This window comes from Nitratireductor sp. GISD-1A_MAKvit (genome assembly GCF_040819555.1).
Lineage (GTDB): Bacteria > Pseudomonadota > Alphaproteobacteria > Rhizobiales > Rhizobiaceae > Nitratireductor.
Window position 1 is genome coordinate 248,498 of the sequence record NZ_CP161920.1, and the last position, 23,375, is coordinate 271,872.

Genomic DNA, 23,375 nt, shown 5'->3' on the forward strand with positions numbered 1-23,375 from the left:
CATAATGGTGAAGAGATGCGACTGCCAGCCACACCGCGGTTGAATTCATCGACAAAACGGGCCAGACGGAAAGGGTCGTGATCGTCGCCCCCCGGATTGCAGCGCACAGGATCAAGCCATGACCAACACCTTTTCCTCCATGCCCGTCATCGGTCCCAATGTGGGCATTGTCCGCCTGCCTCATGGCGAGGATTTGCCCCTGCCAGTTTATGAGACCGCTGCCGCCGCCGGCATGGATCTGCGCGCCGCCGTGCCGGAAGACCGCCGCATCGTGCTGCTTCCGGGCAGGCGGGCGCTCGTTCCCACCGGGTTCATCCTCGAACTGCCGGAAGGTTTTGAAGGGCAGGTGCGGCCGCGTTCGGGCCTTGCACTCAAGCACGGCATCACATGTCTCAACGCACCCGGCACCATCGACGCGGACTATCGCGGTGAGGTTCAGGTTCTGCTCGTCAACCACGGTGATGACGACTTCGCCATCACGCGCGGCCTCCGGATAGCCCAGCTCGTGATCGCCCCGGTGGTGCAGGTCAGGCTGGAAGAACGCAGCCATGCCGGCAGCACTGCGCGCGGCTCCGGCGGGTTCGGTTCGACGGGAACCGCCTGACACCTGCCAGCGCCAACACCGGCGCTTTGCGGGCGCCCTATACTTTTGTCTAAGGGACGCGGGTCAATTGCCAGAGCCTGGGGGCTTGCGCGCGAATTCCTGTGCGATTATCGGCTTTCGCAGGCCCTTCGCCCTGTTGCCGGTCGCTTTCCGGTTGGCAAAAGGGCGCGGTTGTCTACAGTCAGTGTCAGCGCAGGCAAGTGCGCCTGCGGATCAGCCATATTGCGGAGGAGACATGATGTTAAATGCAAGCAGGAAGTATCTCGCGGCCGGTGCCGTGGCGTTGTCGCTGGGCCTGGCACCCGCCGGCGCCATGGCGCAGGATTTCATCAATGTGCTGACCGGTGGCACTTCGGGCGTTTATTATCCGCTCGGTTCTCAGCTTTCCAAGATCTACGGCGAAAACATCGACGGCGTGCGCACGCAGGTGCAGTCGACCAAGGCATCGGTCGAGAACCTGAACCTGTTGCAGCAGGGCCGTGGCGAAATTGCTTTCGCGCTCGGCGATTCCGTCAAATCGGCCTGGGAAGGCGATGCGGAAGCGGGCTTCAGCAAGAAACTCGACAAGCTGCGCGCCATCGCCGCGATCTATCCCAACTACATCCAGATCGTCGCTTCGCAGGAATCCGGCATCAAGGAGTTCAACGACCTTAAAGGCAAAGGCCTTTCGGTCGGTGCGCCGAAATCCGGTACCGAACTCAACGCCCAGCGCATCTTTGGCGCCATGGACATGAGCTATGACGATCTCGGCAAGACCGAGTATCTTCCGTTCGGTGAGTCCGTCGAGCTGATCAAGAACCGTCAGCTGGATGCAACCCTCCAGTCGGCCGGCCTCGGCGTTGCTTCCATCAAGGATCTCGCTCTCTCGCTTCCCGTAACCATCGTGTCCGTGCCCAACAGCGTTGCCGAGACGCTCGGTGCTCCTTTCATTGCCGCCACCATTCCCGCCGGCACCTATGAGGGCCAGAGCGAGGATGTGCCGACACTGGCCATCACCAACATTCTGGTCACCCATTCGGACGTTTCCGACGAAGTGGCCTACCAGATGACCAAACAGCTCTTCGAAAACCTCGACGACATGGTGGCCGCTCACGCCGCCGCCAAGGCGATCTCGGCGGAAAACGGCCCGAAGGGTCTTCCGCTTCCTCTGCATCCCGGTGCTGAGCGCTATTACAAAGAAAACGGTCTGCTCTAGTCCAATAAGCAAAGGCCCCGTCCATCGACGGGGCCTTCCTGCCACGCTCCTGCACGGGGTGTGACAGGAAGGCCCGGAATGTCGAGCCCTCCCGCATGCATCGCGCGGGAGCGGACAATCGGCAAGGCCCTGACGCGTAGCATGGGAAGCGGAGCGCCCGATGAGCAATACCCAATCCGGTCAGCCGGCAATTCCGGTTGAGGCTGAGATGCATGACCATACGCATGGTGAATTCGGAACCGACGGCATCGGCCGGCTGCTGTTCTGGATCGCGGTCATTTTCTCGCTCTACCAGATTGCAACCGCCGCGCATGTGATCAGCCTGCCGAGCCAGGTGGTCCGCGCCTTCCACGTCGGTTTTCTGACGCTGCTGGTTTTCCCGCTGGTGGCTCAGGCGCGTGACAGCGCCCCCATGATCAAGGCGCTTGCCTGGGCGCTGGCGCTCGCCGGCGTGGCCGTCGCACTCTATCAGTACATTGAGTACAAGCCGCTGCTCCTGCGGGCCGGCGACCCCTTACCGCTCGATATCGTCTTCGGTGTGATCGCGCTCGTCACCGTTTTTGCCGCCGCCTATGTGCTCATGGGGCCGGCGCTGCCGATCATCTCCGGCGCGTTTCTCGCCTACTGCCTGTTCGGCCAATACCTGCCCTCCCCGCTCAACCATCGCGGCTACGATTTCAGCCAGGTCATCGACCACATGGCCTATGGGACGGAGGGCATTTACGGCATCCCGATCTATGTATCGGCGACCTATATCTTTTTGTTCATCCTGTTCGGCTCCTTTCTGGAACGTGCCGGCATGATCAAACTCTTCACCGACGTGTCGCTCGGTCTTGTTGGCCATGCGCGCGGCGGTGCTGCCAAGGTGTCGGTCATCTCGTCTGGCCTGATGGGCACGATCTCCGGTTCCGGCGTTGCCAATGTGGTCACCACCGGCCAGTTCACCATCCCGCTAATGAAGCGCTTCGGCTATCGCGCGGCCTTTGCCGGCGGCGTGGAATCCACCGCCTCCATGGGCGGGCAGATCATGCCGCCCGTGATGGGCGCGGTGGCGTTCATCATGGCCGAGACGCTGGGCGTGGAATATTACGAAGTGGTCAAGGCCGCGATTATCCCAGCCGTGCTCTACTTCGCCTCGGCCTTCTGGATGGTGCATCTGGAGGCCGGCAAATACGGGCTGCATGGCCTGCCGCGGTCCGAGCTACCTTCCGCACGCAATGCGTTGAAGAAGGGCTGGCACCTCATCCTGCCGCTGGCGGTGCTGGTCTATCTGCTGTTCACGGGATACACACCGCTTTTCGCCGGCACGATCGGCCTTTCACTGACGGTGCTTCTTATCCTCGGCGGCTCGGTAGCGCTCGGCCTTCCCGGCCAGGTGCTGCGGGTGATCTTCTGGGTCGGCCTCGGCCTGGTGGCGGCGAGCTTTTTCAGCTACGGCATCACGGTCATCCTCATTGCAGCCCTCGCCCTGATCCTCGCCAACCTGTTTGTCGATGGCGGGCGCAGGACACTCATTGTCTGTCGGGATTCACTCGCTGAAGGTGCCAAGACGGCACTTCCCGTCGGCGTGGCCTGCGCGGTGGTCGGCATCATCATCGGAACCATGACACTGACAGGTGTTGCAAACACATTCGGCCAGTTCATCGTGTCGGTGGGCGAGACGAGCCTGTTCCTCTCGCTCGTTCTCACCATGATAACCTGCATCGTGCTGGGCATGGGCATCCCCACCATTCCGAACTACATCATTACATCCTCGATTGCCGGACCGGCGCTTCTGGCGCTCGGCGTTCCGCTGATCGTCAGCCACATGTTCGTGTTCTATTTCGGCATTCTGGCGGATCTGACGCCGCCCGTGGCGCTCGCCTGCTTCGCAGCCGGCCCCATCGCCAGGGAGAACGGCCTCAAAATTTCCATGGAGGCGATCAAGGTGGCTGCCGCCGGTTTCGTCATCCCCTTCATGGCCGTCTATACGCCCGCCCTGATGCTGCAGGACGGAGGACCGCTCGCGGAAGCCTGGGGCTATTATCCGGCGGTCGCCTATATCGTTTTCAAGGCGCTGCTCGCCATCGCACTCTGGGGCGCGGCAGTCATCGGCTTCCTGCGTACCAAACTCTCCATCTGGGAGCGGGTTCTCGCAGCTGCCGCAGCCTTCACGCTTATTGCCGCGCTTCCCGTCACCGATGAGTTGGGCTTCGGGCTGGCAGCGATTTTTCTCGGCCTTCACTGGTATCGCACCCGCGCTGCGCAGGCTCCAGCGGATACGAAGGCCGGCACATGAGCATATGCGTTGTGGCAGGAGGAAAGGCGCTCACCCTTGCGGCTGCGCTTTTCACCCTGTCATGGACGCATTCGGTGGAGAAAATCCGCTGGGAGGAAGACTGGCGCGCAACGCCCGCCGGGCTGAAGATTGTCGAAGCGCGCGTTCAGGGGTCAGGAGCGGGCATGGAGCCGCCGCCTGATGCGAGCTTCGCCGCTGGCTGGTGGCGGTATAGCCCGTCTCTCCCTGCGCAATCCGAGCTTGTCCTGGCAGCCTCTGGCACCACGGGCTCCGGCTGGCGGCTATGCGCCGCCGGAACATGCCACGAGCTCGGCGCCGAAAGCGGCAAACCCGTAACCGTCAGATACTGTGAATAAGTGGCGTCAGGCTGCTGTGGGGGAGCCACCGCCACGCTTCTGGCAGGCTGGGCCGGGACCACGCATGTAGTGGCGCTCGGGATGGTAGCGCGGGGCAATGAAATCGCGAAGAACGACGATAAGGCGAGTGAGCAAGGCCATGGGTCATATCCAACCGGTGGCGGCTCCTCCAAAACCGCCTGTGTGAATTATCGTGACATAACTACACGCACGAAGTGAACGCTCCGTGAATGCCGGTCGGATTTCGCCGGCATTTGTGCCGCTTTGATGGCACAAATCGGGTCTTGCTGCGGAAGGGCGCGCAATGTGGCTGCCGCGCCACAGCTCAGCTGGGCGCGGCACGGCCTGGGGGCTTAGTTTTCGCCGAGATAGGCAACGATGATGTCGAGCGCGGCCTGAAGGTCGTTGCGATCGATCATTTCGGTCACGGTGTGGATGTAGCGGGTGCCCACCACGATGCCCACAGCCCGCGCGCCAGCGGCCGCCTGCTGGGCTGCAGCGCCGTCCTGACCGCCTCGGGCCAGAATCGTGCGCTGGTAGGGGATCGCCTTTTTCTTCGCCAGTTGCTCGACCTCGCGCACCAGCGCCTGATCGGCGATGAAGGAGGAATCCTTCACATGAAGGCCAAACCCCTCTCCCTGCTTCGTCACCGCCTCGTGCTCGCCGATTCCCGGCGTGTCACATGAGAGCGTGGTGTCGATGCCCAGACCGATATCGGGTTTGACCGCATAGGCGGCCGTGCGCGCGCCGCGCAACCCAACTTCTTCCTGAGCGGTAAAGGCCACATGGATTTCGCATGCATGCTTTTCACCCGCTTCTTCCAGCGTGCGTATCGCCTCGATACCAAGCCAGCAGGCGACGCGATTGTCGAGCGCCTTGGAGACGAATTTTTCTCCCATTTCCAGGAACGGCTCGTCCATCACCACGAAGTCGCCGACCTGCACCAGATCGCGCGCCTTTTCGCCAAGCCCCATGTCGACGATAAAATCGCCGGGTTCCGGCACCTTCTTGCGCTCTTCCGCACTCTGGATGTGGATCGGCTTGCCGGCGGGGTTCATCACACCCTTGTAATCGCCGCTCTCGGTGCAGACGAGCACGCGGCGTGAGAACAGGTTGCGCGGATCGAAGCCACCCACCGGGTCGAGATGGAGGAAACCCTTCTCCGTCACATGGGTCACGAGAAAAGCGATCTCGTCCATATGGCACAGAAGCATGATCTTGAGCGGGTCGCCCTTCGCCTTCTGGCGTGGCTTGCGCACGCAGAGCAGCGACCCCATCGGGTCGGTCCGCACCTCGTCGAACAGACCTTCGATCTCTTTCTCGATAAGGGCGCGAACGCGCGTTTCGTGGCCCGGCGCGCCTGGCGTTTCACAGAGCCTGCGCAGCAATTCGGTGTTCATCGGTGTCCCCGGCTGAGCTTCGTTGGAATCATTCGTGAAGCGCGACCATGGCGCAAAGCGGCGCAGAAGGAAACGGCCACATTTCCGTTTCGCACTGGCTCAGGCGTCGCGCAGTAGCCGCTCGAAGGCTGCGCGCCCAGGCGGGGTAAAGCGGATTACGCGGCTGTTCTTTTCCCGCCGCACCCAATGCAGCACCATAAACCGGTCGAGAATCCCGGCTCCCAGACTTCCTGCCAGATGAGAACGCCGCACGCTCCAGTCCAGGCAGGAGCGACATACCGGGCGGCGCTTCCCGCGCATCGCCTCAATGTCGAGACCGAAATCGCTGAAGAACCCGGCCCCCTTGTTCGTGAGGTTCACGTCGTCTCCATCGAGGGCGATGAAACCGCGCCCGGCAAAGGCGTCGAACATGGCAACGCCCGCCTCGCCCGCCAGATGGTCGTAGCAGATGCGGGCTTCGCGCATGGCCGTGTCACGCGGTCCGGGCAACACCTTGCGCGGCCCAAGCTCCGCAGCCACCCCCATGATCGATTCGAGCATGCCTGCGACCTGATGACCTGCCAGCGCATAGTAGCGGTGGCGGCCCCTGCCGCGTCATGCGCAGCAAGCCGCCATCTGACAGCTTGGCTAGATGCGCACTGGCTGTTGGCAAAGAGACACCGGCTTCCATCGCCAGCTCACTGGTCGTGAGGGCCGTGCCCCCCATCAATGCTGCCAGCATATTGGCGCGCGCCGGGTCGCCGACGAGGCTTGCGGTCTGGGCGAGATCCGTTCCTGCTTTCATGGTTCGACCGTTACCAAACTATGGCTCCTCCACAAGCGCTATCCTCATATCACCATCGAAATCGACGCAAAACTTCCATGCTCATCGAAGCATGCTGGCAGGAAAGGCCTCTACCCGTGACCATCACGTGTTTCATCCGCTACGAGATCGACCCGTTTAAACGGGACGCTTTCGAGGAATATTCCCGCAACTGGGGGCAGGCGATCCCGCGCGCCGGCGTCGATCTCATCGGTTATTTCGCACCGCATGAGGGGTCGGCGACGACCGCCTATGGTGTCTACAATGTCGACAGTCTCGTAGCCTACGAGGCTTATCGGGCACGGCTTGCGGCGAGCCCCGAAGGTCGCGCAAACTACGAGTTCGCAAAGCGCGAGCGTTTCATTCTCAGGGAGGATCGTATGTTCCTGAAACGCGCTTCGGCACCCCACGCCGACCGGATGCGGCCATGATCGCGGTCATCTTTGAAGTTGAGCCTGCAGCCGGCAAACGTGACGCCTATCTCGGCATCGCAGCCGATCTGCGCCCGCTTCTTGACAGGATCGACGGCTTCATTTCCATCGAACGTTTCCAGAGCCTCAACGACGAAAACCGCGTTCTCTCGCTCTCGTTCTGGCGCGACGAGGAAGCGGTCAAGGCCTGGCGCAACACGGAGGAACACAGGCAGGCTCAACGTGCGGGCCGGAACGGGGTCTTTGCCTTCTATCGCCTGCGCATCGCCCATGTCCTGCGCGATTACGGCATGGCCGAGCGCGCGGAAGCCCCGGAGGACAGCCGCGCGCTGCTTGACGCATGAGCGGCGTCAGGCATTGCCGATGAGCATGCCCGCGGCAAACACGAGAGCGCCGCCAAGCACCACCTGGAAGGTGGCGCGGCTCCACGGGGTCTCCATGTAGCGGTTCTGGATCCAGGCGATCGCCCACAGCTCGATGAAAACGATGATGAACGCGATGATCGTCGCGGTCCAGAAATGCGGGATCAGATAGGGCAGGGCATGGCCGAGGCCGCCGACGGTCGTCATGATGCCCGTTGCGAGACCGCGCTTGATCGGTGAACCGCGCCCCGAGATAACGCCATCGTCGGAAGCCACTTCCGTGAACCCCATGGAAATGCCGGCGCCGATGGACGCGGCAAGACCGACGAGGAAGGTCTGCCATGTGTCGCCCGTGGCAAATGCGGCAGCGAAAATGGGTGCAAGCGTCGAGACCGAGCCGTCCATGAGGCCTGCAAGGCCAGGCTGCACATAGGTGAGGATAAACTGCCTGCGCTCGGTCTGCTCTTCCTCGGCGCGCTCATCCTCACCCAGGTGTTTTTCCGAAAGCCGGTGCGCCAGAGATTCATGCGTCTTTTCGGCGACGGCCAGATCTCCAAGCAGTTTGCGGATGCCGGCGTCTCCGGTGCGCTTGGCCGCTTCCACGTAGAAGCGATGCGCCTGCTCTTCCATCTGCTCCGCCTGCAAACGCACCGTTTCGAGCCCCAGCGGCCGCACCAGCCAGTCGGGTTTGCGCTCGTAATAGCCGCGCACATGCTCGCGGCGAATGAGAGGAATGCGTTCACCGAAGCGCTCCCGGTGCGCCTCGATCAGTGCCGCACGGTGAGCATCTTCTTCCTCGGCCATCTCGTCGAACACGGCTGCCGAATGCGGGTATTCGTCACGCAGGCCATCGGCATAAGCACGATAGATGCGGGCATCATCCTCTTCCGATGATATCGCAAGTGCGAGAATTTCCTGTTCGTTCAGCGAGGAAAACTGCCGGCGGGAGGAACCGAAGAAGCGTGAGAACATGGCGGGAGCAATCCGTTGTTTAGAATTATTCTAAGATATGCACCAACATCCCTGCCGTCAATAATTTGGAATGCTTCTAAACAAAGAGGTGTTTAATCCAGCGTTCGGCGGAACCGCATCAGTGCGAACGCGGCGTAGACCAGGATAAAAGCGGCAAGAACCCCCGTCTCGAATGCGACTGCCGGCAGATCCGCACCTTTGAGCATGATGGCGCGCACCACGCGCAGGAAATGGGTGAGCGGAAAGGTCTCCCCCAGCCATTGCGCCCATTCGGGCATGCCGCGAAACGGAAACATGAAGCCGGACAAAAGGATGGAGGGCAGAAAGAAGAAGAAGGTGAGCTGCATGGCCTGCATCTGCGTGCGCGCGACCGTGGAGATCGTGTAGCCGAGCACAACGAGTGCCAGAACGAATACCAGTACCGCCGTCAGAAGCAGCCACAGGCTGCCGATGAAGGGCACGCCGAACAGCAGTTTCGCGGCCCCAAGGATCACCGCCACCTGCACGGCTCCCACCACCAGATAGGGCAGTACTTTTCCAAGCATGATCTCCAGTGGGCTTGCTGGCATGGCGAGCAGGTTTTCCATCGTGCCGCGCTCGCGTTCGCGGGTGAGCGCGATGGATGTCATCATCACCATGGTCATCTGCAGGATGACGCCGAGCAGACCCGGCACGATGTTGTATTGCGAGATGCCTTCGGGGTTGTAGCGGCGGTGGACGATCACCTCGAGCCGGTCAGCCGGTTTTGCCTCGGAAGCCGACACGCCGCGCTCGCGCAAAAGCGCTTCCGAAGCAACCGTTCCGAGCGTGGAAATGGCCCCGGATGCCACCGACGGATCGGTCGCATCCGCCTCGATCAGGATCTGCGGCCGCTGCCCCCGGTCGACACGGCGGGCGAAATCCGACGGAATGGTTACGACGAAGACCACCGCGCCGCTGGCCATGAGCTGCTCGGCCTCCGCCGCACTCTCCACCACATGATCGAAGCGGTAATAGTTGGTGTTTTCAAGCGCCGAGACCATCGCCCGGCTATAGTGGTCCTGACTGAGAGAGACGAGTGCGGCCGGAAGAGCCTTGGGATCGGAATTGATCGCAAATCCGAAAAGCACGAGCTGCATCAGCGGCACGCCCAGCATCATGCCGAAGGTGATGCGGTCACGCCGCATCTGGATGAACTCCTTGATCAGCAAGGCAGCAAGCCGGCTGAACGAGAAAAAGCCACTCATTGCATGTTGTCCGTGGAATTGGCCATGAACTGGATGAACACATCCTCAAGGCTCGTTTCGCCGCGTGATACGCTCACGCCCTCGCGCCCGTCGAGGTCCTTCAACGCCGCCTTCAGCGCGTCTTCATCCGATCCCACCACATGAAGGCTTGCGCCAAAGGGCGCCACCTGCTCCACGCCGGGCCGCTCCCGCAGTTCGGCGGCCAGCTTCTCCAGCTTCGGCCCGTCAACGAGATAGGTGACGAGCCCGGCGTCGCGCACCACATCGGCCACGGACCCCGTGGCCAGCATGGTGCCGTAGGATATGTAAGAGATGCGGTGGCAGCGCTCGGCCTCATCCATGTAGTGGGTGGAGACCAGAACCGTCAGCCCATCGGCGGCGAGCCGGTGGATCTCGTCCCAGAAATCGCGTCGCGCCTTCGGATCGACACCCGCCGTCGGTTCATCCAGCAGGAGAAGTTTCGGCTGATGCATGATGCAGGCTGCCAGCGCCAGCCGCTGCTTCCAGCCGCCCGAAAGCGTGCCCGCCAGCTGGTTTCGGCGCGAAGAAAGGCCCAGATCCTCGAGCGTCCGGTCCACATGCGCGCCCACCGGTTTCAGATCATAGAGCCTTGCGACAAAGGCCAGGTTTTCCGCTATGGTCAGGTCTTCATAGAAGGAGAAGCGCTGGGTCATGTAGCCGACTTCGCGCTTGATCTTCAGGCCTTCGCTTCGCAGGTTGAACCCGAGGACCGTGCCATCGCCCTCGTCCGGCGTCAGAAGCCCGCACATGATGCGGATGGTCGTCGTTTTGCCAGACCCGTTCGGACCGAGAAAGCCAACGATCTCGCCTTTCGCCACCTGCATTGTCACATTGTTGACGACCGTCTTGTCGCCAAAGCGCTTCACCAGGCCGTGGACATCTATCGCGTTCATGGCGCGTCGGCTTTCAGCCGCACATCCACGATCTGCCCCGGTTGCAGGCTCCGGGCGCTTCCTTCCGGCCTCGCCTCGACCAGATAGACAAGCTTCTGCCGCGTCTCCAACGAGTAGATTACCGGCGGCGTGAACTCGGGCTCCGGCGAGATATAGGAGATGCGTGCCGTCAACCCCGGCGCACAACCATCGCAGTTCACGGCCAGAAGCGCATCGGGTTGAAGGCTGGAGAATACTGCTTCCGGCACGTAGACCTTCAGCTTCACCCCGTCTTCGGGCAGCAGCGAGACGACCGGCGCCGAGGGTCCTGCCACATCGCCGGCACTGCGGATCACATCATCGATCCGACCGGCCACGGGCGCGGTGATGGCGCGCTCGGCGAGGCGCCAGCGCGCCTGTTCCAGTGCGGCCTTCATCTGGTCGCGGCGCCTGGCTGCGGCCTTGATCGCCTCTGCGCGGGCCGGCAATCTTGCCACCGACAGATTTGCCTCGGCCTGGCCAACCCGCGTATCCGCCAGTTCCTTCGCCGTACGCGCCTTGTCGAGCTCGGCCTGTGTGGCGATGCCGCGACGGGAGAGATCTTCAGTGCGCGAAAGCACGCGGCCCGCTTCCGCCGCCTCAGCCTTCGCAGAAGCAAGAGCGGCCTCCAGAACGGCGATCTCTTCGGGTCGCTTCGGCTCCTTGAGGTCGGCAAGCTGGGCTTCCGCTTCCGCCAGCCCCGCCTCAGCCTGCCGCACGGCAATGCGTGCGTCCATATCGTCCATTCTTGCGACCGTGGCCCCGGCTTTCACAAGAGTGCCGCGCCGAACCGGAACGGTGCTCAATTGCCCAACCTCCGTGGGCGCAAGCAACACATACTCCCCCTCGACATAGCCAACTGCCAGCGGCTCGGCGGAGCCACAGCCGGAAATCAGACCGGCCATCAACGGAATGGCGCAGAAAATGCTCATGCCCTTTCCTTTCCGCGCATTCTCGCTGCGAGTATGGCGTCGAGGTTGCTGCCGGCTATCGCCGTGATCGCTGTTGCCTCACGCGGTCCGATCTCGTTCCAGCCCATGCGGCGCTGCACAGCCTCGCTTGCAATACGGAAATAGACGAGCTGACCGATCAGCGTGAACACGGTAAGCCGTGTCTCGTCGCTCTCCGCCGGCTCGCCGGTCGCCGCTTCCCAGACTGCACAGAGGCGCCTGTGTACCGGGGCGAAGATGCCATCATAAATCCGGTCGAGAGCAACCGTGGGATGGGAAAGCTCCCGCAGCACGAACCTGACGATCAGACCGGCTTCGGGCCGCGCGGCAATGAACCCGGTCATCGTCTCCAGGACCTGTGTCAAAACGCCATGCGCTTCTGCCTGCGTCAGTGAAACCGCATCGACAGCCTTCAAATCCAGCGCACTCCCGGCAATTTCACCCAGAAGCTCGACAATGTAATCGGCACACGCAGCGTGCAGCCCCTCCTTGCCGCCGAAGTGATAGGAAATCGAGCCGATATTGGCCTGGGCCGCGCCCGCAATTTCTCGCGTGGTCGTCCCTTCGAACCCCTTTTCCCCGAACAGCTTCAACCCAGCCCGGATAAGGGAAAGCCGCGTGTGCTCCGCCGAAGAAAGCCGCGCTGCGGCACCTTGCATCTTGTCATCGTTCCACATCATGCGCCTGTTTTAATCAATCGTTTGATTAATGTCAATGCTGGACGCATTACGGAAAGTGCAGGAACCAGTGCAACAGAGGCACGCTGTGATTGCGGCATAATTGCCGGCATCAAGCCGTTTGCCCGAAGCGACAAAACCTCTAAGTTCGACCTGCCATTGATCGAGAATCGCGAACGGGAACGCATGAGCGAGAAAACCAGCACCCTGCTCGACCGTTTCGGCCGCTTCCTGGCCCGGCGGCTGCAAAGCGAATCCTCGGGCTATCAGCCCTACACGCCGTCAGACCCAGAGACATTGCACCGCACGCTTCAACCTGGAGACATTCTCCTGATTGAAGGCAATCAGCGCATCTCGGCTGCAATCAAATATCTCACTCAATCCACCTGGAGCCACGCTGCGCTTTACGTCGGGGATGCTCTGCCTGAGCCCGAAGACGGTTCGGAGCGCCCCCGACTGGTCGAGGTAATCCTGGGAGATGGATGCATCGCTGTCCCGCTGTCCAAATACAAGACCTACAACACGCGCATCTGCCGCGCGAGCGGGCTTACGCCCGACGACCGAAACATCATCGTCAACTTCATGATCGGGAAGCTGGGCCTCCATTACGACATGCGCAATATCTTCGATCTAATGCGCTATTTCCTGCCGACACCGCCCGTGCCCGTGCGCTGGCGAAGGCGTATGATCTCCATTGGCTCAGGCGACCCGACCCGCGCGATCTGCTCGTCGCTCATTGCGCAGGCATTTCAGAAGGTCAGCTATCCGATCCTGCCCGAGATCAGCCGGGAGAAGGGGCACGCCTCGGCCGAATCCACCTATTCGCGACAGGAGATCCTGCACATCCGGCACCATAGCCTCTTCACCCCGCGCGATTTCGACCTGTCTCCCTATTTCGCCATCGTCAAGCCAACGCTCGCTTTCGGCTTCGACTACAAATCACTGACCTGGGCCAAGCCGCAGAGTTCCGAACCCGGTGCGGAAAACAGGGGGTAGCGATAATGGGGGCACATCTGGCACTGGCGCTTCTCTTTGCCGCTTTCACGGCCTACTCACTCGTTTCGCGAAAGCTTGACGCTTCAGTGCTCTCCGGCCCAATGCTTTTCACCGCGCTGGGCTATGGCTTTTATCACACGGACACATCGTTCCTCTCCGCGCTCGACAAGTCGGTGGTCGAGTTCCTCGCCACGTCTACGCTCGCGATCATTCTCTTCCGGGACGCCGCGAACATCCGCATTTCAAGCGTAATGGCCGAGCGCGCGACCGCCTTTCTATCCATCCGGCTCCTGTTCATCGGCATTCCGCTCACCATCATTGCCGGCACCGCCCTTGGGATGTCTCTCTTCCCAACGCTTGGCATTTTCGGTGCCCTGGTGCTCGCGATCGTACTGACTCCGACCGATGCGGCACTGGCACAGCCCGTGTTCGGAAATGACGGCTTGCCCGAAATCGAACGCGAGGCGCTGGACGTGGAAAGCGGTCTCAATGACGGCCTGTGCCTGCCGCTGCTTCTGATCGCACTGGCGCTGGCCGCCGACACCGGCAGCGGAGAAGGCATGGCCGGGCACGCGACCTTCTTCCTTAAACAGGTGGTTTTCGGCCCGCTTGTCGGACTGGCGATTGGCTATCTTGGCGCGGCAGCGGCAGCGCTTGCCTTTGCACACGGGATTTCCAACCCCGCCGGACGCACTCCCATAATGGTGGGCCTGGCCGGACTGGCCTATCTGGGCGCCGAACTGGCCGGCGGAAACGGATTTCTTGCCGCTTTCGCAGCCGGATTGGCGTTTGGATGGCGCCTGCCCGCTGAAACAGTGGCGAAAGCGAGCAATTTCGCCATGACCGAAGGCTCGATCCTGACAAATCTCACCTTTTTTCTGTTTGGGGCAGCCATGCTGCCGCAGGCTCTGGAAGCGACCTCCATGCCGGCACTTTTTTATGCAGGTCTCAGCCTCACCGCCATTCGCATTTTTCCCGTCTTCATCGCAATGCTGGGAACCCGGACAAACGCTCGCGCCCGGCTATTCGTAGGCTGGTTCGGACCGCGTGGCCTTGCGTCCGTTCTTTATCTCATTCTTGTGGTCGACCAGTCCGGCTTCGACGTGGCGGAGGCAATCACCAACATTGCCGTTTTCACGATCCTTCTGTCTGTCATCCTGCATGGCGTGTCGGCGCCTTTCGCACAGAAGGCATTTTTCCCCGATCGGTCCTGACCCCGTTCACCGCCCGCTCCAGAAGATGTGACCGGCGCCAGTCTCGCCGGGATATATCCCGCGCCCTATACTCCTGGTGTTGAATGCCGTCGGGGTGCGGCGTGTGCCCCGGCCGACCCGGAGGCCTGAAATGTCGGATTTTCATGTCGTGGCTGGCACAGACAAGACCCTTTCCCTGCCGGCAGTTCGCAAGATAACCACGTCGGATGTGATTGATGCGCTGGGGCGCGGGCTCGATGATTTCTGGCAGAAACCTTCGCACTATGCCTTCCTGTGCCTCATCTATCCGCTGGTCGGAGTTGTGCTGATCTACTGGGCATCAGGCGCAAACGCACTGCCTCTTCTCTTTCCACTGGCATCGGGCTTTGCACTGCTCGGTCCATTCGCAGCCATCGGTCTTTATGAAATCAGTCGCAGGCGCGAGGCGGGCCTCGAAACCTCATGGCGGCATGCTCTGGCAGTGCGCAAATCGCCTGCGATACCGGCAATCCTGGCTGTCGGCGCCATGCTGTTTGCAATCTTCCTGACGTGGCTTCTGGTCGCGCAGGGGCTTTATGTTCGCCTGCTTGGGCCCGAGCCACCCACATCAATCACGCAATTCTTTCAAACGCTTTTCACCACAGAGGCTGGTCTCGTCCTCCTCGTGCTCGGCAATGCAATCGGGTTCATTTTTGCATTGATCGTTCTGATCACCACGGCGATCGCCTTTCCAATGCTGCTCGACCGCGACTGCGGCGCGGTGGCCGCGATTGTCACTTCCGTACGGGCGGCAAGCGCCAATCCGTTGCCGATCGCGCTCTGGGGTGTGCTGGTCGCGGGTGCGCTGATTTTGGGATCGCTGCCGTTTTTCGCCGGCCTGGCGGTGGTCATGCCCATTCTGGGCCACGCGACATGGCATCTTTACCGCAAGCTGGTGGCTGAGTGAGGCCGCCCCAGGTCGCTCAGGCAGAAGCTCCGCTGCCAAGGCTCGGCGACGTGCAGGGCGTCATACCGTTCGGCTTCTCCGCTGCGCCTTTGTAGAGATTGACCGCCATCCTTCCGAGCACGTCGATCAGCACACGGCGCTCCTTGTCATCAAGACCGGAAAGCGCCTCCTCATGAACGGTCGCCGCCATTTCCCGGATGCCGGAGCACGCCTCTCTGGCTTTGCGCGTGGCGTAGATCATGCGCACGCGCCGATCCCTGGGAGCAAGGCGGCGCACCACCCAGCCGCTTTCTGCCAGCCGGTCGACCATACGTGAAATGCTGATCGGCTCCACTTCCAGAAGCTCGGCCAACCGCGCCTGCGGCACGCCATCTTCCTTCAACAGATTGAAAAGCAGGCGCCACTGAGCGGACGTCAGTCCGAACTCATTGTCCCTTTCGAGGAAACGCTTGCGCATCAGGCGCGCTACGTCGTGGATCAGAAAGCTAAGCTTGTTTGGGTCGGGATCATTCATTGGCCCGATATATGGTCGCCGGATCTCGAGTACAATGTCGCAGGTTTTTCTCCTGACAGAGCCTGCAATGCCGCCAGGATCCCGTATTCTGGCAGCAATCCGCTTGTCGAAGAACGGGCCGCCTGCTAAGGCCAGCAGCATGACGAACACGCCACTTTCCCATATTCGCAATTTTTCCATTGTCGCGCATATCGACCATGGCAAGTCGACGCTGGCCGACCGGCTGATCCAGATGACCGGATCACTTGCGGATCGCGAGATGAAAGACCAGATCCTCGACTCGATGGACATCGAGCGCGAGCGCGGCATCACCATCAAGGCGCAGACCGTGCGGCTGGAGTATAATGCGCGCGACGGGGAGCACTATGTGCTGAACCTGATCGACACGCCCGGCCATGTGGACTTTGCCTATGAGGTTTCACGTTCGCTCTCGGCCTGCGAGGGTTCGCTTCTTGTGGTCGACGCAAGCCAGGGCGTGGAGGCGCAGACGCTTGCCAATGTCTACCAGGCCATCGACAACGATCACGAGATCGTGACCGTGCTCAACAAGGTCGATCTCCCTGCCGCGGACACGGACCGCGTGAAGGAGCAGATCGAGGAAGTGATCGGCCTCGATGCATCCGACGCGATCCCGATTTCGGCCAAGACCGGCGTTGGAATAGACGAAGTTCTCGAAGCCATCGTAACCCGCCTGCCTGCGCCTGAGGGCGGTGATCGTGAAGCGCCGCTCAAGGCACTGCTGGTGGACAGCTGGTACGATGCCTATCTCGGTGTGATCGTTCTGGTCCGTGTCATCGACGGAAAGCTGAAGAAGGGCCAGACGATCCGCATGATCGGCACCGACGCCAAGTACCCGGTTGACCGGGTAGGCGTGATGACCCCAAAAATGGTCATGGTCGATGAACTCGGGCCAGGCGAGATCGGCTTCATCACGGCCTCGATCAAGGAAGTGGCCGACACCCGTGTTGGCGACACCATCACCGAGGACAAGCGCCAGACCGAAAGCCCGCTGCCCGGTTTCAAGCCCGCACAACCGGTCGTTTTCTGTGGTCTCTTTCCGGTTGATGCTGCAGACTTTGACGATCTGCGCTCGGCGATGGGAAAGCTCCGTCTCAACGATGCTTCCTTCTCCTTCGAGATGGAAACCTCGGCAGCGCTCGGCTTTGGCTTTCGCTGCGGCTTCCTTGGTCTCCTGCATCTGGAAATCGTTCAGGAGCGGCTCGAACGCGAGTTCAATCTTGACCTCATCGCCACGGCGCCTTCGGTCGTTTATCGCATGAACCTCACCTCGGGCGACCAGCTGGAACTGCACAATCCGGCAGACATACCCGACGTGGTGAAGATCGCCTCGATCGAAGAACCCTGGATCAAGGCCACGATCATGACGCCGGATGATTATCTGGGCGCCATATTGAAACTCTGTCAGGAACGCAGGGGCATCCAGACGGACCTGTCCTATGTCGGCAAGCGCGCGATGGTCACTTATGAATTGCCGCTCAACGAAGTCGTGTTCGATTTCTACGACCGGCTCAAGTCGATCACGAAGGGCTATGCCAGTTTCGACTACCAGATCACCGGCTATCGCGAGGGCGACCTCGTCAGAATGTCGATCCTCGTCAATGAGGAACCCGTGGATGCGCTCTCGATGCTGGTGCACCGGCAGGCTGCGGAAAAGCGCGGCCGCGTGATGTGCGAAAAGCTGAAAGAACTGATACCGCGCCACATGTTCAAGATTCCGATCCAGGCGGCCATCGGCGGCAAGGTGATCGCGCGCGAGACCATATCTGCCATGCGCAAGGACGTGACTGCCAAGTGTTACGGCGGTGACGTGACCCGAAAGCGCAAGCTGCTCGAAAAGCAGAAAGAAGGCAAAAAGCGCATGCGCCAGTTCGGCAAGGTGGAGATTCCTCAGGAAGCCTTCATCCAGGCGCTCAAGATGGGTGACTAGGGGCGGAAATCGGGCATCGGGTGGGTTTCTCGCCTTGGCAAAAAACCCACCCTCGATGCCCCGTCACGGGCTGCCCCGCCACCCGCGCACGGCGGCACCGGTCCAGGTTCAGCGCGCCTTGAGCTTGAAGCCGCCGCTACATTCGACGATCTGTTTGCCGGCCATCTGATAGGCTGAATCCCACGAGACCTTCACTGATTTCGGACAGCTGCGATACGTCTTGTTCACAAGGTTCACGCTGCCCTGCGGGGTATTGGCGGTGATCTTGACCAGCTTCAGCCCCTTGGTGCTGTTGATGGTACACACGACATGATTGGGCACAGAGCAATTCATCGAAGGGCCCGCCATCTTTGGCGCTAGGGCAAACTGGCCGGCGACGCCGGCGGTCGGGATGGCGGTGGCAGACAGCATGACGAGCGAGGCTGCGGCCATGGCGATCCGGCTCGTTTTGTTTGAATAGGGCATTGTCATCTCCAGTTCGGTTTTCGGGATGAGGCATTCGCGCCCCGACATCTGTCAGTCGCTACCGCCTGGAGAAAGGTTCACGAAAAAATTCAGTCGGGGTTGAGATGATAGCCCGGACCGACTGTAAGCGGCTGGTCGGGAACGACGCCATCGCTGATCTGGCTTACGAAGGTCGTTTCTGTTTCCCATATCATGCGGGATTTTTCCCGGTCATAGAGGCGGATCGACACTTCATAAGGCTTCTTCGCCTCAACCCCGCGCACGGCAGGTGTCCTGAGCGCGTAGCGGTCGGTCATCGTGCTCACCCGCTCCGACACCACGTAGGGCTTGCCCCCGGCGGGGTCCTCGAATGTCGCCTCGATGACGGATCCGCTGGCCAGCGGCCTCATCACCTGCGCGGTAAACCCGTAAAACACCTCGCCTTCCCGGTAATTGAAGATGAAGCCACCGCCGAGCACTTTGACAAAAGGAGCGTCGGAGGGATCAACGCGGGTGAACCACCCGATGGCGAAAAGCACGGCGCAAAGCACCAGCATCGCCACAACAACGCCTGTAACGGAAATGGACCTCAACATGGCAGCGTCTCCTGCCCGCGGGCTTGATCAGGGGCCGCGTTTCCAGCCCTGTCAAATTGCCGCCTCGGGAAACCGCACGTCAAGCCAGACTGTGAAGTCTGCCGCCATTTCGTGACACTGGCGCGTTAGATGTCGAGATTGGCCACCGACAACGCATTGTCCTGAATGAATTCGCGGCGTGGCTCGACTTCGTCGCCCATAAGTCGGGAGAAGAGTGAATCCGCGTCCGTTGCGTCGGTCACCTTCACCTGAAGCAGCGAGCGTGCATCCGGGTCGAGCGTCGTTTCCCACAGCTGCTCGGCATTCATTTCGCCAAGGCCTTTGTAGCGCTGCATGGTAAGCCCCTTGCGCCCGGTTGCAAAAACCTGGTCAAGAAGCGCCATCGGACCGGAAATGACTTCCGACTTGTCCTTTCGACGCAGCACGGGCGACTTGGTATAGACCTGCTGAAGGCGAGCCGTGTAGCGATCGATCGCGCGTGCATCCGCCGAAGCGACCAGCGCAGAATCGAGCACCACAACCTCTCGCACACCGCGCACGGTGCGCTCGAAAAGATAGCCACCGGAACCCTCGTTCGAGGGGTTCACACGACCTTCCCAGCCACGCTCGGTATCCTCTGAGATCATGTCGAGACGTTCGGCCACATGCTGCGCAGCACCCGCCGCGCGCCCCGGGTCGGCCAGAACCGCCGCGTTGAGCGCACCGGCAATCGCGGCCTGCTCCACCACGGCCCTGTCGTAGCGCGTGTGCAGACCGTTGATGAGCGTGCGCACATTGCGTGCATCCTCGATCACTTCCTTCAGGTCCTGCCCGCCGCGAACCTCACCATTGGAAAGTTCGAGCGTGGCCTCTTCAAGGCCGGAATCGATCAGGAATTCCTCGAATGCCGCTTCGTCCTTGATGTACTGGACCGACTTGCCGCGCGTCACCTTGTAGAGCGGGGGCTGGGCGATATAGAGATGCCCGCGCTCGATCAGCTCCGGCATCTGCCGGAAGAAGAAGGTAAGAAGCAGGGTGCGGATGTGGGCGCCGTCCACGTCGGCGTCCGTCATGATGATGATCTTGTGGTAGCGCAGCTTCTCTGCGTTGAATTCATCCTTGCCGATGCCCGTGCCGAGCGCCGTGATCAGCGTGCCGATCATGTCGGAGGAAAGCATGCGGTCGAAGCGGGCACGCTCCACGTTCAGGATCTTGCCGCGCAGTGGCAGGATTGCCTGGTTCTTGCGCGAACGGCCGGACTTGGCCGAGCCACCAGCGGAATCACCCTCAACGATGAATATTTCGGATTTCGCCGGATCGCGTTCCTGGCAGTCGGCGAGCTTGCCCGGCAGCGACGTGATGTCGAGCACGCCCTTGCGCCGTGTCAGCTCGCGCGCTTTCCGCGCCGCCTCGCGTGCCGCAGCGGCTTCAACCACCTTGCCGATCAGCGCCTTGGCTTCTGCCGGGTGCTCCTCAAACCAGGTGCCGAGCGCCTCGTTGACGAGGCTTTCCACCACCGGACGCACTTCGGACGAGACCAGCTTGTCCTTGGTCTGCGAGGAGAATTTCGGATCCGGCACCTTGACCGAGAGAACGGCGGAAAGTCCCTCGCGACAATCGTCGCCCGTGAGTGACACCTTTTCCTTCTTCGTCAGGCCCGATTTTTCGGCATAGCCCGTAACCTGTCGCGTCAGCGCGCCACGGAAACCGGCCATATGCGCGCCGCCATCGCGCTGGGGAATGTTGTTGGTGAAGCAGAGCACATTCTCGTGGTAGGAATCGTTCCACCACATGGCGACTTCCACCGTGATGCCATCCTTTTCCCCGCCGATGGAAATCGGCGTGTCGATCAGCGGCTTCTTGGCGCGATCGAGATATTTCACGAACTCGACGATGCCGCCGTCATAGAGGAATTCCTGCTTCTTCTCATCGGCATGGCGCCTGTCGGTCAGCAAAATGCGCACGCCCGAGTTCAGGAAAGCAAGCTCGCGCAGACGGTGCTCAAGCGTGCCATAGTCGAAATCCGTCATGGTGAAGGTTTCGGGCGATGGCAGGAAGCTCACTTCCGTCCCCGTTTCGTCGCCCGCATCGCCGGTCACGGCAAGCGGCGCATCGGCCACACCATGGGTGAAGCTCATTTCATGGATCTTGCCCTTCCGGCGGATCTTCAGCTTGAGCCAGATGGAAAGCGCATTCACCACCGACACGCCAACGCCGTGCAGGCCACCCGATACCTTGTAGGAATTCTGGTCGAACTTACCGCCGGCATGAAGCTGCGTCATAATGACCTCGGCCGCAGACACGCCCTCTTCGGTGTGCATGTCGGTCGGAATACCACGACCATTGTCGGTCACCGTGCAGGACCCGTCGGGATTGAGCGTCACGGTGACCAGCGTCGCGTGACCGGCCAGCGCCTCATCGATGGCGTTGTCCACCACCTCATAGACCATGTGGTGCAGACCTGACCCGTCATCCGTATCGCCGATATACATGCCGGGGCGCTTGCGGACGGCGTCCAGTCCCTTCAAAACCTTGATGGATTCTGCGCCGTATTCGGCTGGTTCGCCTGGGAGAGTTTCGGGCGTGTCGCTCATCAAATTCTTTCACTCAGGAGCCCTGAGGGAACCCCCTTTAGGGCATGGGAAATCTGCGCCGCGAATCATCCGGCGCCTGTCCCTCAAGATATAGGCGTTTCAGGGCTTTTTTCCAAGTTTTGCAGCGATTTCCGGCTGGGGATGAAAACTATCAGAGGGCACCCTTTGCCTTTGGCGCGAAACCGATTATGAAGCCCTTGAGAAATCGGAGACAGAGGCAAATGGCCACCATCAGCCAGAAACCTAAGCTCATCACCATTTTCGGCGGCAACGGTTTTGTCGGCCGCCATCTGGTGCAGGCCCTCACAAAGCGCGGCCACCGGGTGCGCGTTGCGTGCCGCAACCCCAATACGGCGATCCATCTGCAGCCGCTCGGCAATGTCGGCCAGGTGCAGGCCGTGCAGGCAAACCTGCGCAACCGCGCTTCGGTCGACCGGGCCGTTGAAGGGGCAGACCATGTGATCAATCTGGTCGGCATCCTCTATGAAACAGGCCGTCAGACCTTTGATGTGATCCAGCACGCCGGTGCCCGCACCGTGGCAGAGGCTGCTCGCGCCGCAGGCGCGAAACTGACCCACGGGTCTGCCATCGGGGCCGATCCGGAATCCGAGTCCGACTATGCCCGTACCAAGGCACTTGGCGAAAAAGCCGTGCTGGAAACCGTCAAGGATGCAGTGATCATTCGTCCGTCCATCGTGTTCGGACCGGAAGACGACTTCTTCAACCGCTTTGCCAACATGGCGCGGTTCTCGCCATTCCTGCCGCTGATCGGTGGTGGCGAAACAAAGTTCCAGCCCGTTTATGTGGGCGATGTGGCCGAAGCCTATGCCCGCTCCGTCGATGGTGATCTCAAAGGCGGACAGATCTACGAGCTGGGCGGACCCGAAGTGCTCTCCTTCCGTGAATGTCTTGAAGAGATGCTGGAAGCGACCTACCGCAAGCGCTGGTTCGTTTCCCTGCCATGGTTCGCCGCGCGCATTCAGGCACGCGTTCTCGGGCTTCTGCCGAAGCCCATGCTCACCCTCGATCAGGTGAAACTGCTTAAGACCGACAACGTTGTTTCCGAAGAGGCGAATGCGACCGGACGCACGCTGGACGGCCTTGGCATTCAGAAACACTCCCTTGCGGCCATCCTTCCCACCTATCTGTGGCGTTTCCGCCCGGCAGGCCAGTTCACCCGCAAGCAGTTCCTGTAAGGAGAGCTCTTGGGCGGCTTCGAGACGCTTTTGCCCGAAGCGCTGGGCCCGCTCCCGGCGCTTCTTCTCGTCATCGCCAGCTTTTTCACCTCCGCGCTCACGGCAGCCTTTGGCGTGGGCGGCGGCGTGGCCATGCTGGCACTGCTCGGTCTGTTCATTCCGGTCGCAGCGTTGATTCCTGTTCATGGGGCTGTACAGCTTGGCTCCAATACCGGTCGTGCTTGGCATCAGCGGGCGCATATCCGCTTTTCCATCGCCACGCCGTTCATTCTCGGCAGCCTGATCGGCGCTGCCGTGGGTGCCTATTTCGTGGTGCAATTGCCCGACGCGCTCCTGAAACTCGTTCTGGGCGTCTTCGTCATCGCTGTCACGTGGACGAGAATTCCAGGTGCCGCGCATCTAAGCCATGCAGGCCTCGCCGCTGGCAGTGCGGTGCTCGCACTGGCGACCATGTTTGTCGGTGCCACCGGCCCGCTTCTATCCGCCTTTTTCGCGCAGATCATTCCCGACGATCGCAAGGCGCTGATCGCCACCCACGCGGCCGGCATGACAGTGCAGCACGCTCTCAAGGTGATCGCCTTTGCCCTTGCCGGTTTCGCCTTCTGGCGCTGGCTGCCTTTCATCGCGCTGATGATCGCCTCGGGCTATCTGGGCACGATCTACGGCTCCCGCCTTCTGGAAAAGATGCCCGAAGAGACCTTCCGCCGCTGGTTCAGGATCGGCCTCACGCTGCTAGCGCTCGATCTCATCCGCCGTGGCGTGACGGGGATGGCGTAGAGAGCCC

General features: G+C 61.2%; 23 protein-coding genes and 1 pseudogene. 12 read left to right on the top strand and 12 right to left on the bottom strand.

Going from position 1 to position 23,375, the window contains the following annotated elements:
• Positions 1-118: 118 nt before the first annotated feature.
• From dut to AB2N04_RS02400, 4 genes are all read left to right on the top strand, one after another.
• Positions 119-604, top strand: a complete 486-nt coding sequence (gene dut / locus AB2N04_RS02385; RefSeq protein WP_367716790.1) for a dUTP diphosphatase — start codon at positions 119-121, stop codon at positions 602-604.
• 238 nt (positions 605-842) lie between these two features.
• Positions 843-1,799, top strand: coding sequence for a TAXI family TRAP transporter solute-binding subunit (locus AB2N04_RS02390; RefSeq protein WP_367718713.1), 957 nt, complete (start codon positions 843-845; stop codon positions 1,797-1,799).
• A 208-nt stretch (positions 1,800-2,007) separates the two neighbouring features.
• Positions 2,008-4,077, top strand: coding sequence for a TRAP transporter permease (locus tag AB2N04_RS02395; protein ID WP_367718714.1), 2,070 nt, complete (start codon positions 2,008-2,010; stop codon positions 4,075-4,077).
• On the top strand, positions 4,074-4,433 hold the full coding sequence (locus AB2N04_RS02400; protein WP_367716791.1) for a DUF1850 domain-containing protein: 360 nt from the start codon (positions 4,074-4,076) through the stop codon (positions 4,431-4,433). The genes AB2N04_RS02395 and AB2N04_RS02400 overlap by 4 nt, the downstream gene beginning before the upstream one ends.
• Before the next feature lie 6 nt (positions 4,434-4,439).
• Here the strand turns inward: AB2N04_RS02400 and AB2N04_RS02405 are convergent, their stop codons facing one another.
• From AB2N04_RS02405 to AB2N04_RS02415, 3 genes and pseudogenes are all read right to left on the bottom strand, one after another.
• A complete protein-coding gene (locus AB2N04_RS02405; RefSeq protein WP_367716792.1) occupies positions 4,440-4,574 on the bottom strand; it encodes a hypothetical protein in 135 nt (44 codons plus the stop codon).
• Positions 4,575-4,786: 212 nt separating this feature from the next.
• Positions 4,787-5,833 (bottom strand): M42 family metallopeptidase, encoded by a 1,047-nt coding sequence (locus AB2N04_RS02410; RefSeq protein ID WP_367716794.1) that lies wholly within the window; start codon positions 5,831-5,833, stop codon positions 4,787-4,789.
• Positions 5,834-5,932: 99 nt separating this feature from the next.
• Positions 5,933-6,617: pseudogene (locus AB2N04_RS02415) on the bottom strand (ArsR/SmtB family transcription factor).
• 77 nt (positions 6,618-6,694) lie between these two features.
• Here AB2N04_RS02415 and AB2N04_RS02420 point away from each other — a divergent pair.
• Both AB2N04_RS02420 and AB2N04_RS02425 read left to right on the top strand, forming a co-directional pair.
• Complete coding sequence (locus AB2N04_RS02420) at positions 6,695-7,066, top strand: NIPSNAP family protein (protein ID WP_367716796.1); 372 nt, start codon at positions 6,695-6,697, stop codon at positions 7,064-7,066.
• Positions 7,063-7,410 (top strand): antibiotic biosynthesis monooxygenase, encoded by a 348-nt coding sequence (locus tag AB2N04_RS02425; protein ID WP_367716798.1) that lies wholly within the window; start codon positions 7,063-7,065, stop codon positions 7,408-7,410. The genes AB2N04_RS02420 and AB2N04_RS02425 overlap by 4 nt, the downstream gene beginning before the upstream one ends.
• 6 nt (positions 7,411-7,416) lie before the next feature.
• Here AB2N04_RS02425 and mbfA read toward each other — a convergent pair whose 3' ends face one another.
• From mbfA to AB2N04_RS02450, 5 genes are all read right to left on the bottom strand, one after another.
• Positions 7,417-8,400, bottom strand: a complete 984-nt coding sequence (mbfA, locus tag AB2N04_RS02430) for an iron exporter MbfA (RefSeq protein WP_367716800.1) — start codon at positions 8,398-8,400, stop codon at positions 7,417-7,419.
• A gap of 92 nt (positions 8,401-8,492) precedes the next feature.
• Positions 8,493-9,626 (bottom strand): ABC transporter permease, encoded by a 1,134-nt coding sequence (locus tag AB2N04_RS02435; protein WP_367716802.1) that lies wholly within the window; start codon positions 9,624-9,626, stop codon positions 8,493-8,495.
• Complete coding sequence (locus AB2N04_RS02440; RefSeq protein ID WP_367716803.1) at positions 9,623-10,540, bottom strand: ATP-binding cassette domain-containing protein; 918 nt, start codon at positions 10,538-10,540, stop codon at positions 9,623-9,625. The genes AB2N04_RS02435 and AB2N04_RS02440 overlap by 4 nt, the downstream gene beginning before the upstream one ends.
• Positions 10,537-11,490 carry an HlyD family secretion protein gene (locus AB2N04_RS02445; RefSeq protein WP_367716804.1) on the bottom strand — a complete coding sequence of 318 codons (954 nt, stop codon included), beginning with the start codon at positions 11,488-11,490 and terminating at the stop codon, positions 10,537-10,539. Before AB2N04_RS02445 ends, AB2N04_RS02440 begins: the two co-directional genes overlap by 4 nt.
• Entirely contained in the window at positions 11,487-12,185 is a 699-nt protein-coding gene (locus AB2N04_RS02450) for a CerR family C-terminal domain-containing protein (protein WP_367718715.1), read from the bottom strand. The genes AB2N04_RS02445 and AB2N04_RS02450 overlap by 4 nt, the downstream gene beginning before the upstream one ends.
• A gap of 186 nt (positions 12,186-12,371) precedes the next feature.
• On the opposite strand from AB2N04_RS02450, the gene AB2N04_RS02455 reads away from it, so the two are divergent.
• From AB2N04_RS02455 to AB2N04_RS02465, 3 genes are all read left to right on the top strand, one after another.
• Positions 12,372-13,181 (top strand): YiiX/YebB-like N1pC/P60 family cysteine hydrolase, encoded by an 810-nt coding sequence (locus AB2N04_RS02455; protein WP_367716805.1) that lies wholly within the window; start codon positions 12,372-12,374, stop codon positions 13,179-13,181.
• A gap of 5 nt (positions 13,182-13,186) precedes the next feature.
• Complete coding sequence (locus AB2N04_RS02460; protein WP_367716806.1) at positions 13,187-14,395, top strand: cation:proton antiporter; 1,209 nt, start codon at positions 13,187-13,189, stop codon at positions 14,393-14,395.
• A 130-nt stretch (positions 14,396-14,525) separates the two neighbouring features.
• Positions 14,526-15,320: a DUF2189 domain-containing protein gene (locus tag AB2N04_RS02465; RefSeq protein WP_367716808.1), complete on the top strand. Its 795-nt coding sequence runs from the start codon at positions 14,526-14,528 to the stop codon at positions 15,318-15,320.
• A 16-nt stretch (positions 15,321-15,336) separates the two neighbouring features.
• Here the strand turns inward: AB2N04_RS02465 and AB2N04_RS02470 are convergent, their stop codons facing one another.
• Positions 15,337-15,975 (bottom strand): MarR family winged helix-turn-helix transcriptional regulator, encoded by a 639-nt coding sequence (locus tag AB2N04_RS02470; RefSeq protein WP_367718716.1) that lies wholly within the window; start codon positions 15,973-15,975, stop codon positions 15,337-15,339.
• Here AB2N04_RS02470 and lepA point away from each other — a divergent pair.
• On the top strand, positions 15,974-17,782 hold the full coding sequence (gene lepA, locus AB2N04_RS02475; RefSeq protein ID WP_367716809.1) for a translation elongation factor 4: 1,809 nt from the start codon (positions 15,974-15,976) through the stop codon (positions 17,780-17,782). The two genes, AB2N04_RS02470 and lepA, sit on opposite strands and share 2 nt — an antisense overlap.
• Before the next feature lie 108 nt (positions 17,783-17,890).
• Here lepA and AB2N04_RS02480 read toward each other — a convergent pair whose 3' ends face one another.
• The 3 genes from AB2N04_RS02480 to gyrB form a co-directional block, all read right to left on the bottom strand.
• Positions 17,891-18,247: a hypothetical protein gene (locus tag AB2N04_RS02480; RefSeq protein ID WP_367716811.1), complete on the bottom strand. Its 357-nt coding sequence runs from the start codon at positions 18,245-18,247 to the stop codon at positions 17,891-17,893.
• 89 nt (positions 18,248-18,336) lie between these two features.
• On the bottom strand, positions 18,337-18,822 hold the full coding sequence (locus tag AB2N04_RS02485; protein ID WP_367716812.1) for a hypothetical protein: 486 nt from the start codon (positions 18,820-18,822) through the stop codon (positions 18,337-18,339).
• Between the two features lie 125 nt (positions 18,823-18,947).
• Complete coding sequence (gene gyrB / locus AB2N04_RS02490) at positions 18,948-21,395, bottom strand: DNA topoisomerase (ATP-hydrolyzing) subunit B (RefSeq protein WP_367716813.1); 2,448 nt, start codon at positions 21,393-21,395, stop codon at positions 18,948-18,950.
• Positions 21,396-21,616: 221 nt separating this feature from the next.
• Here gyrB and AB2N04_RS02495 point away from each other — a divergent pair, with 221 nt between their 5' ends.
• Positions 21,617-22,591 carry a complex I NDUFA9 subunit family protein gene (locus AB2N04_RS02495; RefSeq protein ID WP_367716814.1) on the top strand — a complete coding sequence of 325 codons (975 nt, stop codon included), beginning with the start codon at positions 21,617-21,619 and terminating at the stop codon, positions 22,589-22,591.
• A gap of 9 nt (positions 22,592-22,600) precedes the next feature.
• Positions 22,601-23,368, top strand: coding sequence for a sulfite exporter TauE/SafE family protein (locus tag AB2N04_RS02500; protein WP_367716815.1), 768 nt, complete (start codon positions 22,601-22,603; stop codon positions 23,366-23,368).
• The last annotated feature ends 7 nt before the right edge of the window (positions 23,369-23,375 follow it).